This is a genomic window from Neorhizobium turbinariae (genome assembly GCF_023223505.1).
Classification (GTDB): Bacteria; Pseudomonadota; Alphaproteobacteria; order Rhizobiales; family Rhizobiaceae; genus Neorhizobium; species Neorhizobium turbinariae.
The window spans coordinates 227,982-240,187 of sequence record NZ_JALPRY010000016.1 but is presented as its reverse complement, the minus strand read 5'-3'; the positions used below and the strand labels follow the sequence as shown (position 1 = coordinate 240,187).

The following is a 12,206-nucleotide window of genomic DNA, read 5'->3' as shown; positions in this document are numbered from 1 at the left end:
GTTGATTAGCGGCAACGTGCTTCGTAGGTGCGGCCGTAGCGGTCGCGATAGACGCAGTAACCACGGCGTTCCGTGGACTGGCCAACAGCGGCACCAACGAGACCGCCGGCAACTGCGCCAACTGCGGCGCCGCCCCAGCTGTTGGTCACTGCGCCACCGATAACCGCGCCGGTGCCTGCACCGATTGCGGTGCCACGTTCAGTTGCCGTGCAAGATGCGAGGGCGCCAACCATGCTGCATACAAGTACAATCTTTTTCATATCCGTTTTCCCTTCCCTGTTTTACCGACGGCCGCGCCGTTTTAGATCCTGCCCATCAAGAGCAGGATGATGACGATAAGGACCACAAGCCCCAATCCTCCGGACGGCCCATAACCCCAGCCTCGGCTATAGCCCCAATTCGGCAACGCGCCAATAAGCAGGAGAATGAGGATGATGAGCAGTACGGTTCCGAGCATGACTTTCCACTCCGATAGATGATCCTGATGGAATCGGCGGGTCAACGTCGTCTACGGGAAATTGTTCCAGAGGCTCAGGCTCGTGCTTAAGCGCGGGTTAAGACAGCCGCCCATTTGGGGCTCTTGACTCTGCAATCGCGCCCTGTCGTGCCGGGTTGAGGAGGCTGGAAGAAGTGTTAATCGGCAGATTCAGGATCTCGTGGGACTCGAGAACCGCCGCAACTAGATCTTGCGAGAACAAAAGTTGAATCCGCTCGAGTCATCGATTCGTCGTCGATTCGTTCGCATCTGTTCCTTAACGCCTTGATGTGACTCGCGTTTCGGCCCTTCTTCGGGCGCATCTGCAGTTTATCTCGTTGCTTTTCGGCGGCTGGGCTTGCGTTTGACGGGCAGGATTGCCATGTGTTCGGTGGCCGAGACTTGCTTACCGACTTGGCCATTGAACTTGCGGAACTCGGCTTTGAACTTTCAGCCTATGATGCTTAGCGGGCGCGGCGTAACCGCCGTCCTCGGTCCCACCAATACCGGCAAGACGCATTATGCCATTGAACGCATGGTCGCCCACGGCACCGGCGTCATTGGCCTGCCGCTGCGTCTTCTGGCGCGCGAGGTTTATACGCGGCTGGTGGAAAAGGTCGGCGTGACGCAGGTCGCGCTTGTGACCGGCGAGGAAAAGATTTCGCCGCCGAACGCGCGTTTTTCGGTCTGCACCGTCGAGGCGATGCCGCGCGAGACGCGCGCCTCCTTTGTTGCCATCGATGAAGTGCAGCTCGCGGGCGATCTCGAACGCGGCCACATCTTCACCGATCGTATCCTGCATCTGCGCGGCCGCGACGAAACGCTGCTGCTTGGTGCCGGCACAATGCGGCCGATCCTGGAAAAGCTGCTGCCCGGCATCACCGTGATCGAACGTCCGCGCCTGTCGCAGCTCTTCTACGCCGGACAGAAGAAGATCACCCGCCTTCCGCAGCGCTCCGCCATTGTCGCGTTTTCCGCCGACGAGGTTTACGCGATTGCCGAACTCATCCGCCGCCAGCGTGGTGGTGCGGCCGTGGTGCTTGGGGCGCTGAGCCCGCGCACGCGCAATGCCCAGGTCGGGCTCTACCAGTCCGGCGATGTCGAGTATCTGGTGGCGACGGACGCGATCGGCATGGGCCTCAACCTCGACGTCGACCATGTCGCCTTCGCCCAGGACCGCAAGTTTGATGGCTACCAGTTCCGCAACCTGAACCCGGGCGAGCTTGGGCAGATCGCCGGCCGTGCCGGCCGCCACGTGCGCGACGGGACTTTTGGCGTGACGGGGCAGGTGGCGCCGTTCGACGACGAACTGGTCGAGCGGATCGAGAGCCACGAATTCGACCAGGTGAAGGTGCTGCAATGGCGCTCCAAGAACCTCGACTTCTCGTCGCTGCGCAGCTTGCGCGACAGCCTCGATGCGGCGCCGACGATCGCTGGTCTTTCCCGCGCCTTGCCGGCGACTGACAGTCAGGCGCTTGATCATCTTTCGCGTTATCCGGAGATCCGCGACGCGGCCAACAGCCCGCAGCGCGTCGAGCGCTTGTGGGAAGCCTGCGCCCTGCCGGATTATCGCCGGATTGCGCCCGCGCAGCACGCGGACCTTATTTCGACTCTTTTCTTCGATCTTGTGCGTCACGGAACGGTCAACGAGGATTTCATGGCGGAGCAGGTCCGCCGCGCTGACCGGACTGATGGCGAGATCGACACCTTATCCGCCCGCATTGCCCAGATTCGCACTTGGACCTATGTGTCGAACCGCCCCGGCTGGCTGGCTGATCCGACACACTGGCAAGAAAAGACTCGGGAAATCGAGGATAGGCTGTCGGACGCGCTACATGAAAGGTTGACGAAACGCTTTGTTGATCGCAGGACATCTGTGCTCATGAGGCGCCTAAGAGAGAATGCGATGCTGGAAGCTGAAATCAGTGTAAATGGCGATGTCTTCGTTGAAGGACATCACGTCGGGCAGTTGGCCGGATTCCGGTTCACGCCTGTCGCGGGTGCAGAGGGCCCCGATGCCAAGGCCGTGCAGGCCGCCGCCCAGAAGGCTCTGGCTTTGGAATTCGAAGCCCGTGCCGCGCGGCTTTACGCTTCCGGCAATGGCGACCTGGCTGTCGGTTCGGACGGCTTCGTGCGCTGGCTGGGCGATCCGGTTGCCCGCCTGTCTTCCAGCGACCACATCATGCGCCCGCGGGTGATCCTGCTTGCCGACGAGCAGCTGACGGGCAATGCCCGCGAGCATGTCGTGGCGCGCATCGAGCGCTTCGTGAACCATCACATTGCAACGGTCCTGAAGCCGCTTGACGACCTGTCGCGCGCTGAAGACCTGCAGGGCCTTGCCAAGGGCCTGGCCTTCCAGCTCGTCGAAAACCTTGGCGTTCTGTTCCGTCGCGATGTCGCGGAAGACGTCAAGGCGCTGGACCAGGATGCGCGCGCTTCCATGCGCCGCTACGGCATCCGCTTCGGTGCCTACCATGTCTTCATGCCGGCCCTGTTGAAGCCGGCGCCGGCCGAACTCATCACGCTTCTTTGGGCGCTGAAGAACGACGGTCTCGACAAGCCGGGCTACGGCGACCTCATTCCCGCACTTGCTGCCGGCCGTACTTCGGTTGTTGCTGATCCGTCTTTCGAGCGGATGTTCTACAAGCTCGCCGGTTTCCGTTTCCTCGGCAAGCGTGCGGTGCGCATCGACATCCTCGAGCGTCTTGCCGACCTCATCCGTCCGCTTTTGCAGTGGAAGCCGGGCACGACGCCGCGTCCGGAGGGTGCTTATGACGGCCGTCGGTTCACGACGACCACCTCCATGCTGTCGATCCTTGGCGCAACGCCGGACGACATGGAAGAAATCCTCAAGGGCCTCGGTTATCGCGCCGATGTCGTGAAGGCTGAAGAAGCCCAGGCATTCCTCGCCAGCCAGGACGGCAGCGCCGCTGCAAGCGCCCGGGCCGCCGACGCGCCGGCTGAGGCTACAGCTTCTGAAGCGACTGAAACAGCTTCAGAAGCTACGGCAACGGAAGAAACTGCAGCGGCCCAGCCTGCTGAAGCCGTTGAGGCTGCCGAACCCACAGTCGCAGAAGCCGCTACGGCAGAAGCACCGGCGGCAGAAGCACCGGCGACGGCACCTGCCGAAGCTGAAGAGCCGAAGCCAGTTCTGCTTTGGCGCCCGGGCACCGGTCGTGACAACGACCAGCGCGGTGGCCGTCCCCGTCATGGCGAGCGTCGCGGCTCCGGCCCCCGCAATGCGGGTGGCGAAGCAGGGCAGGCGACTGGTCGCCAGGATGATCGCCGTGGTGGTGACCGTCGCGAAGGTCGCCAGAACGGTGAGCGCCGCGAAGGTGGGAAGCCGAACCGCGACAACAATCGTCGTCCGGACAACAACAACCGTGCGGACCGCCACGAGGGCGGCGGACGGCCCGATCGGGGTGACCGCGGCAAAGGGTCGCAGCCCTCGCGCTTCGAGGCCAAGCCACCACGCAAGGAAAAGCCGATCGATCCGGATTCACCCTTTGCAAAGCTGGCTGCTCTCAAGGAGCAGATGAAGAAGTAGGGCGATGGCGGAGAAACAGTCACAACCCGGTCCGCGTCAGCGCATCGACAAATGGCTGTTCTTCGCGCGCATGGTGAAATCGCGTTCGCTGGCGCAGACCTTCATCGCTTCCAACAACGTCCGGGTGAACGGTGACCTCGTCACGCAGCCGAGCTTCCTTGTGAAGCCCGGCGACCGGATCAACCTAGCGCTTGAGCGCCGCGACCTTGTGCTCGTCGTCAAGTCAGGCGGCGAGCGTCGCGGACCGTTCGAGGAAGCGCGACTGCTTTATGACGACCTGACGCCTCCGCCGGAGGAGCAAAAACGCCTGAGCTTGTTTGAGCAGGCGCAACGGGCGCCGGGCAGCGGGCGCCCGACCAAGAAGGAACGGCGCGAGATCGACCGGCTCTTTCCGGATGTCGACGGCGATTAGAAAAAGCGATCTGGAAGGCCGTGTTTTTCTGCAAGCTTTCTCCTTGATAACGCGGGCCAAACGCTTTACCTGACTGTCGAAAGCCGGACCCCATTCCCTTCCCAAGGCATCTTCCGGCTGCGATGAGCCGGCCCTTCGCCTGCTTGCCGCGCATCCTCGATGGTCTGGAGTTTTCCCATGACGTATGTCGTGACCGACAATTGTGTTCGCTGCAAATATACCGATTGTGTCGAGGTATGCCCGGTCGACTGTTTCTACGAGGGCGAGAACTTCCTCGTCATCCATCCTGATGAATGCATCGACTGTGGCGTCTGCGAACCGGAATGCCCTGCCGAGGCGATCAAGCCGGATACCGAGCCGGGGCTCGACAAGTGGCTCAAGGTGAATGCCGAGTTCGCGCAGATCTGGCCGAACATCACGGTGAAGCGCGACCCGCTTCCTGAAGCAAAGGAAATGGACGGCGTCGACAACAAGTTCGACCAGTTCTTCTCGCCGGAGCCGGGCAAGGGGGACTGAGGGCTCCCTTCTGCCGCGAATCACTGCTGGCCTCCATATGGCCGCTTTGCCTCAATGTTGGGCAAAGGCGGGTGTGACGTTTTGCACACCCCCAAAAGCAAATTATTGATTTCCGCGCTTTTTTGTGGTAGATGAAAACTACTGTTCCACAAGACGGCACTCGCGTGCCCAAAAAACATCACGAAAGCAACAGATCATCCCGAACGCAGTTCTCGTGACATTGCTACGTCTCGCTGTTGTCGGTCGCACTTCGCGATGGAGTTTGTTTTTCGCGCGCGTTGGTCGGACCAGTATGGAGTGACCCGACGGTTTCCCCCGTCTCATCCGGGCCTGACAGACCCGGTTTCCCCGACCCGATAAACGGGTGAGTAACAGGGAGTTTGTGAATCGAATGACGACCCAGCAGAAAAAGAATTCGCCTGCACGCCAGGGCTTCAAGACCGGCGAAGCAATTGTTTATCCTGCACACGGTGTAGGTACGATTACAGCGATCGAAGAGCAAGAAGTTGCGGGCATGAAGCTCGAACTTTTTGTGATTGATTTCGAGAAGGACAAGATGCGCCTCAAGGTGCCGGTCGCAAAGGCCGTGAGCATCGGCATGCGCAAGCTTTCGGAAACGGATTTTGTCGAGCGCGCTCTCAAGGTTGTGCAGGGCAAGGCTCGCGTGAAGCGCACCATGTGGTCGCGCCGCGCCCAGGAATATGATGCCAAGATCAATTCCGGCGACCTTATCTCCATCGCTGAAGTGGTTCGCGATCTTTATCGCGCCGAAAACCAGCCTGAGCAGTCCTATTCCGAGCGCCAGCTTTATGAAGCGGCACTGGATCGCATGGCGCGTGAAATCGCCGCTGTGAACAAGATGTCGGAAACGGAAGCCGTTCGTCTGGTTGAAGTCAACCTTGCCAAGGGTCCCAAGCGCGGCAAGACTGTTGACGAAGACGAAGCACAGGAAGAAGCAGCGTAATTGCTTCCTTCAGATACTTTCCAAAAGAACCCGGCTTAAAGCCGGGTTTTTTATTGGAACTTTTGTCCGGACGCCGCGTTTACCCGCCGGAAGGCGAACCGATAGCTGTCGGGCCGCCTCCATTTGTGAAGGCGGGGGCGATGTCGGGCTTGGGCCCGATGGAGTTCTCCGTTCAGTTCAACGAGGGGAGCAAAAGCAGCGCGTTGGAATGCTTAGGTGCCGGTCATTGTTTAGAGAATGACGCGGCCGTTGGTGTTTCCGGAATGCTGGCTTTTGTCGGATCAGATCGTTCACGGAGAACACGATGACTGCCATGTCCGCAGACCGCACCATGATCAAGATAGCAATGTCCGCTCCCTATCTCGCCCGAGAAGAGGAGCGCGATCTCGCGGTCCGCTGGAAGGACGACAAAGACCAGGACGCGCGCAACCAGATCGCGCTGGCGCATATGCGTCTCGTCATCGCCATGGCTTCGAAATTCCGTGGCTTCGGTTTGCCGATGAGCGACCTCGTACAAGAAGGCTATGTAGGGCTGCTTGAAGCGGCGGCAAGGTTCGAGCCGGCACGTGATGTCCGTTTTTCGACCTATGCCAGCTGGTGGATCCGCGCTTCCATGCAGGATTACATCCTGCGCAACTGGTCGATCGTGCGTGGCGGAACGAGCTCTGCCCAGAAGGCACTGTTCTTCAACCTTCGTCGCCTGCGCGCCAAGCTTGCCCGCGGTGACTCCAACCTCACCGCCCGCGCCATCCATGAAGAAATTGCCGCCGCGCTCGGCGTCAGCGTTGCCGACGTGCAGACCATGGACGCCCGACTTTCCGGCAATGACGCATCGCTGCAGGCGCCATCCATCGCCGGTGACTCAGACAGCGGCGAGCGCCTCGACATGCTCGCCAGCGTCGAGCCGCTGCCGGACGAGCAGGTTTCCGGCATGATCGACGGCGAACGTCGCCTCAAGTGGCTGCAGGGCGCGCTGACCAAACTCAACGATCGCGAAAAGAAGATCATCCGCGCGCGCCGGCTGACGGACGAGGGCGCCACGCTCGAGGCGCTTGGTGCCGAACTCGGTATTTCGAAGGAGCGCGTTCGCCAGATCGAAAGCCGTGCCATCGAAAAGCTGAAGTCGGCGCTCGTTTCGGCCAACCCGCAGATGGCGGCCGTCTGCTGAGCAGGCGGCTTATTCCGAGATAATCTTGACCTTCTGGCCGGGCGACACCGTCGCGCCGGCTGGCAGCGCGTTGATGAGCTTGAAGAGATCAAGCTTGCGGTCGGTGCCCATCATGCGCGCCGAGAGCGACGCCAGCGTATCGTTGGCTGTAACGGTGAAGATACGGATCCTGAGTGGCTTCAGCGATGCGATCTCCTCTGGCGTCATCCGTCGGAAGGTGGAGCGCAAAGTCTCGGCCGTTGAAACCAGAGTGGTGCTGCCCTTCGGTACAGCCGTCAGGAAGCGGAAGATCTGGTCGTTGACCCGGATCACCGTCACATCGAAATCCCAGCGATCGGCAGAGGCGCGGGCGGTCGCGGCCGGCAGGCCATTGATCTGCAACTCGCGCACCGTCGACTGCTGAAGCCCGGCCACCCATCCGCTCGTCAGGTAATTCCTGAGGCTCGTCGTATCACCCGCAGCCACGCCATCGAAGCGGATGGCCGTTTCACCGGGGCCGGTCGCCAGAACCGCCTCGACCTTGTTGTCGATCCGGAATTCCGGCGGCACGTCAAAGCGGATGCCGAGCGTGCCATGCAGGAAAGTCTGGCCGCGCACATAACCTTCCTGTGGGCTATCGCCATAGAGCAGGCCGTCGATGCCGGCGATGTAATAGTCGCGCCCACGGTCACCCACGGTGCCTTCCTGGCCAAAGTTGCGGGCATGGCGGCGGGCAAGGTCGACGCGCTGCAGCGAGTTCGGGTGGCTCGACAGGAAGTCGAGGCTCTGGTCGCTGTCGGGGTCGACGGCGGAATAACGCGCATACGCCGCCATGGAATCGAGGAACCGGGCTGCCGCATAGGGGTCATAGCCCGCTTCACCCAACATCCGCACGCCAATCACGTCCGCCTGCAGTTCCTGCTGGCGGGAGAAGGCTGCAAGCCGCAGCTTGCCGCGCGCCAGGGCCTGCTTGCCGGCCAGATCGCTGGACAGCACCTCCGCCACCACACGGCTGGCGATGACTTCCGCCTCTTCGCGGCGCTGCCGCTCGATGCCATGGTTGGCCGTCACGTGGCCCATCTCGTGGGAGAGCACGGCTGCGACTTCCGAGGCATCGTTGGCAAGCGCCAGCAGGCCGCGGGTCACATAAAGATAGCCGCCCGGCAGCGCGAAGGCGTTGATGGCAGGCGAGTTCAGGATGGTGATGCGGAACGACTGGTTCGGGTTTTCCGAGACGGCCGTGAGGGCACCGGCGATGCGCGCCACCAGACGTTCGGTCTTGGCGTCGCGATATTCACCGCCGTAGCTCGCGACGATACGCGGATGCTCGCGCGCACCCATCTGTGCCCGGGGGTCGTTCTTCTGCACCTCGTCGACGATCTGCGGCTTATCGGACGGCGCAACATTGGGGGTATAGGCCTGGTCGAACACCGACTGGCAGGCGGACAGCAGCAGGCTTGTGCCCAGCAGGACGCAAAGCTTCCTGAGGCTCGAACGGGGACGGGCCGTTTGCAATACAGCGGGTGGAGCCGTGTCGCGCCTCATCGTCGTTTGCTTCTGCCTCTTCCAAACCAAGGGTTCTGTCAGCGGCAAGATGTTCCCCCGCCGCTGACTTCCGCTTAGCGATTTTCATCTCGCCTGCACAGATCGTCTTGCTGAAATAAGTCGTGCCCGTGCTTTTGCAAATAGATATCGCCCTGCAAGCCGCATGCCATCGTGTGACGGTCAAATTGTGGCAGTGCAATAACAGTCGGGTGAGCCGCCGTTGTTCGACCGCAGCGACCTGCCTCAGCCTTCGAGGAATTGCGCCAGCGACGGCAGGTCGTCGCGCTGCACAAATTCATCCACCGGGGCGTGAAGAAGGATGGTTTCGCGGTCGACAAAGATGGCCTCGTCCGCCAGCCGCCGAACCTCGTTCGGATCATGCGTGACGATCAGCACCGTGTTTCCCGTCTGCCCATGCAGGTCGAGGAGCAATTGCGCCATGGACTGGCGCAGACCGGGATCGAGCGCAGCAAAGGGTTCGTCCAGCAGGAGAACCGGCTTGCGCCTCACCAGCGCCCGGGCGAAGGCGACGCGCTGACGCTCACCGCCCGACAGGGTTCCGGGCAGACGCTTCTCGAAGCCATCAAGCCCGACCCAGCTCAACGCATCCGAAACGGCCTGCCGATACTCACCTGAAAGCTTCAGGGCCGGGTGGATGCCCAGGCCGACATTGGTGAAGAGGTCGAGATGGGCAAAAAGATTGTTGTCCTGGAAGACGAGCGATACGGGTCGCTCCGACGGATGCCGAAGCGTGGCGTCCCGGCCGCCGATCAGGATGCGGCCACTGTCGGCTGTCTCGAAGCCGGCAATCAGGTTCAAAAGCGTGGATTTGCCCGAGCCGGACGGGCCGGTGACCGCCGTGATGGAGCCCGGCTTGATCGCGCAGTTGAAGCGGAACGTCTTGGCCCCGACCCCAAGCTCCACATTGTCGAGCACGACGCTCTCACTCATCCTGATGGTGCCTTTCGCGTCCTGCCGTCCCGAGCATTGTCAGCAGCAGGCAAAAAAGCCCGAGCAGCAGTGCCAGCCCATCTGCATCATTGGTCCTGTAGCTTGAGAGGCGGCTATAGACCAGCCATGGCAGGGTGGTGAGTTCGCTCGAGCCGAACAGCGCGACCGCACCAAGGTCGCCAAGCGACAGCGCCATCGCGAAGGAGAGCGATGTCAGCAGCGGCTTTGCAAGCGGCGGAAGGTCGATGCGCATGAGTTTGGAGATGCCTGAGAGGCCCAGGCTGGCGGAAAGGCGCGCCGTGCGCCGCCTGTGGGTTGCCATTGCCGGCGACAGGACGCGCATCACGAACGGCAGTGCCATCAGTGCGTTGATGATGACGATCAGGACCGGCGCAAACCGGTTGACGTCGCCGAGCGAGCGCAGTGTCAGGAACCAGCCGGTGCCAAGCACGACGGGGGGCACCAGAAGCACCAGCGAACCCATGCCGCCGAGTGTCGCCGCGAAGGCTCTTGCGCCGGCGCCCGGCCGCTTCATGTCGTCGATTGCTTCCTGTGCCACGACGATCGCAACCGATGTCGCGACCGAAAGCAGGCCCGCGGCCACGGCAATGGCGAAACTTGTCAGCGCCGCCTGGTGGAAGGCCGGGCTTTTGAAGAGCCGCCAGAGATCCGCCTGGATGCCGGAGGCGACGATCGATGCGAGCGGCAGCACCAGGAAGGCCGTGGCAAAAAGGATGATGACGGCATCCCAGGATCTGGCACCTGCCGTCCTGCCGTCGAAGCGGCGCGATGCGCGACCGTGCAGGTTCTCATCGTCATCAGGTTTCGGCAGGGTGGAGATGACGGCGAGGATGATCGCGGTGATGCCGATCTGCAGGAAGGAGAGCGCGATTGCCCGCGGCGGATCGAAATCGAAGCGCAGCGATTGGTAGATGGCGACTTCCAGCGTGGTGGCCGCGGGTCCGCCGCCCAGGACCAGGACAAGCGTGAAGCTCGTCGCGCACAGCATGAAGATGAGACCCGCCACGCCCGGAAGAACGCGCAGCGTCGCCGGGCCCTCCACGAAGCGGAAGACCGAAAGCGGCTTCATGCCGAGGCTCGAGGATAGCAGCCAGTACTCCGCCGGTAGCCGTTCCAGCGCTGCCAGCAGCAGCCGGGCCGCCAGCGGCATGTTGAAGAAGACATGCGCGATGAGGATGCCGGACAGCCCATAGATGCTGATCGGCTGTTCAACACCCAGTGTCAGCAGCGTGTTGTTGATGATGCCCTGGCGACCCCAGATGCCGATCAGCCCAAGCGCGCCGATCAGCACCGGCAGGCCCATCGGCAGCGCCATCAGGCGAACGATCCAGATCCTGCCGAGGAATTTCGGTCGCCGCGCCAGCGCGAGCGCCACGGGCAGGCCGGACAGGATCGATAGGATCGTAGAAAGCGCCGCCTGCCAGAGCGTGAAGCGCAGGATCTGCCAGGTATAGGGTGTGAAGAACTGGCCGCCGGCGGCGCCGCTATCCCACAGGAGCAGCGCGGCAATTGCCGCACCAACGAAGAAGGCGATGCCGCCAAAGGCGGCAAAGCCCCAACCCAGGCTCCATTTTCGCTGAGCGGCTGTCAGCATGCGCTAGTTGAGGCTCATCGCTGCCAGCCATTCATTGATCCAGGCCTGGCGGTTCTTGGCCACCTCGTCGGATCCCATCAGGAAGGTCTTCTTCGGCTGCACGAGCTTGTTGAACGCTTCCGGCAGGGATTCGGAGGTCTTGGTCACCGGCATCATCCAGTTGGTCGTCGGGATGACGTCCTGAAAAGCGGGCGAGACCATGAAACGCAGGAAATCCTTCGCAAGGTCCTTGTCCTTTGCACCCTTCAGCAGTCCTGCAACCTCGATCTGGATGTAATGGCCTTCGGAAAAGGCGGCGGCTTGATACTGGTCCGACTTCTCCTCCACCATATGGTAGGCCGGCGAGGTCGTGTAGGAGAGGACCATCGGTACCTCGCCCTTGGTGAACAGGCCATAGGCTTCAGACCAGCCGGGGGTGACGGTGAGCACGCGCTTCTTGAGCTTGGCCCATGCTTCCGGTGCCTCGTCGCCGTAAACTGAGCGAATCCAGAGCAGCAGGCCGAGTCCGGGCGTCGAAGTGCGCGGATCCTGGATGACGATCTTCTGTGATGGGTCGCCCTCGACCAGTTCCTTCAGGCTCTTTGGGGGGGTCTTGATAGCCTTGGTGTCGTAGACGACGCCGAAATGGCCATAGTCATAAGGGATGAAGGTGTCGTCGGAATAATCACCCGGCACGTCCACTGCCGCCATGTCCAGCCCATGAGGCTCGAACAGGCCGGTGGCCTTGGCTTCCGAGATCAGGTTGGTGTCGAGGCCAAGAACCAGATCGGCCTTTGAATTTTCGCCTTCGAGCCGCAGTCGGGTCAGCAGGGCAACGCCGTCCGAGACGCTGACGAAGTCGACCCGGCAGGCGCAGGTCTTCTCGAAGGCTTCCTTGACCTTGGGTCCCGGACCCCATTCGGCCGTGAAGCTTTCATAGGTGTAGACGGTGAGCGTCTTTTCCTGCGCCAGCGCATGGGTGGCGACGGAAAATGCGGCCGCTGCCGCAAGAAGGGAAATGATAAACCCGCGCATCGGCGCCTCCAGTTTCAAGT

The 12,206-nt window shown here is 61.8% G+C and carries 11 protein-coding genes; 5 read left to right on the top strand and 6 right to left on the bottom strand.

What is annotated here, in order from left to right:
* Window positions 1–5 precede the first annotated feature (5 nt).
* Window positions 6–260 carry a YMGG-like glycine zipper-containing protein gene (locus M0654_RS15505; protein ID WP_118850966.1) on the bottom strand — a complete coding sequence of 85 codons (255 nt, stop codon included), beginning with the start codon at window positions 258–260 and terminating at the stop codon, window positions 6–8.
* A gap of 41 nt (window positions 261–301) precedes the next feature.
* Window positions 302–457 carry a DUF3309 family protein gene (locus M0654_RS15500; RefSeq protein ID WP_118850965.1) on the bottom strand — a complete coding sequence of 52 codons (156 nt, stop codon included), beginning with the start codon at window positions 455–457 and terminating at the stop codon, window positions 302–304.
* A gap of 475 nt (window positions 458–932) precedes the next feature.
* Here M0654_RS15500 and M0654_RS15495 point away from each other — a divergent pair, with 475 nt between their 5' ends.
* The 5 genes from M0654_RS15495 (at window position 933) to M0654_RS15475 (ending at window position 7,082) form a co-directional block, all read left to right on the top strand.
* A complete protein-coding gene (locus tag M0654_RS15495; RefSeq protein ID WP_248683912.1) occupies window positions 933–4,022 on the top strand; it encodes a helicase-related protein in 3,090 nt (1,029 codons plus the stop codon).
* 4 nt (window positions 4,023–4,026) lie between these two features.
* The gene (locus tag M0654_RS15490) at window positions 4,027–4,434 is read left to right on the top strand and encodes an RNA-binding S4 domain-containing protein (RefSeq protein ID WP_248683880.1); all 408 of its coding nucleotides are present in this window, start codon (window positions 4,027–4,029) and stop codon (window positions 4,432–4,434) included.
* 177 nt (window positions 4,435–4,611) lie between these two features.
* Window positions 4,612–4,950, top strand: coding sequence for a ferredoxin FdxA (fdxA, locus tag M0654_RS15485; RefSeq protein ID WP_248683879.1), 339 nt, complete (start codon window positions 4,612–4,614; stop codon window positions 4,948–4,950).
* A 391-nt stretch (window positions 4,951–5,341) separates the two neighbouring features.
* Complete coding sequence (locus M0654_RS15480; RefSeq protein ID WP_118850962.1) at window positions 5,342–5,914, top strand: CarD family transcriptional regulator; 573 nt, start codon at window positions 5,342–5,344, stop codon at window positions 5,912–5,914.
* Window positions 5,915–6,218: 304 nt separating this feature from the next.
* Window positions 6,219–7,082, top strand: a complete 864-nt coding sequence (locus M0654_RS15475; protein ID WP_118850961.1) for an RNA polymerase factor sigma-32 — start codon at window positions 6,219–6,221, stop codon at window positions 7,080–7,082.
* A 9-nt stretch (window positions 7,083–7,091) separates the two neighbouring features.
* On the opposite strand, the gene M0654_RS15470 is transcribed toward M0654_RS15475, so the two are convergent.
* From M0654_RS15470 to thiB, 4 genes are all read right to left on the bottom strand, one after another.
* Window positions 7,092–8,606 (bottom strand): M48 family metalloprotease, encoded by a 1,515-nt coding sequence (locus tag M0654_RS15470; protein WP_248683878.1) that lies wholly within the window; start codon window positions 8,604–8,606, stop codon window positions 7,092–7,094.
* Window positions 8,607–8,849: 243 nt separating this feature from the next.
* Window positions 8,850–9,557, bottom strand: coding sequence for a thiamine ABC transporter ATP-binding protein (locus tag M0654_RS15465; protein WP_248683877.1), 708 nt, complete (start codon window positions 9,555–9,557; stop codon window positions 8,850–8,852).
* Window positions 9,550–11,172: a thiamine/thiamine pyrophosphate ABC transporter permease ThiP gene (gene thiP / locus M0654_RS15460; protein WP_248683876.1), complete on the bottom strand. Its 1,623-nt coding sequence runs from the start codon at window positions 11,170–11,172 to the stop codon at window positions 9,550–9,552. The genes M0654_RS15465 and thiP overlap by 8 nt, the downstream gene beginning before the upstream one ends.
* Before the next feature lie 3 nt (window positions 11,173–11,175).
* On the bottom strand, window positions 11,176–12,186 hold the full coding sequence (thiB, locus tag M0654_RS15455; RefSeq protein ID WP_248683875.1) for a thiamine ABC transporter substrate binding subunit: 1,011 nt from the start codon (window positions 12,184–12,186) through the stop codon (window positions 11,176–11,178).
* Window positions 12,187–12,206: the final 20 nt, after the last annotated feature.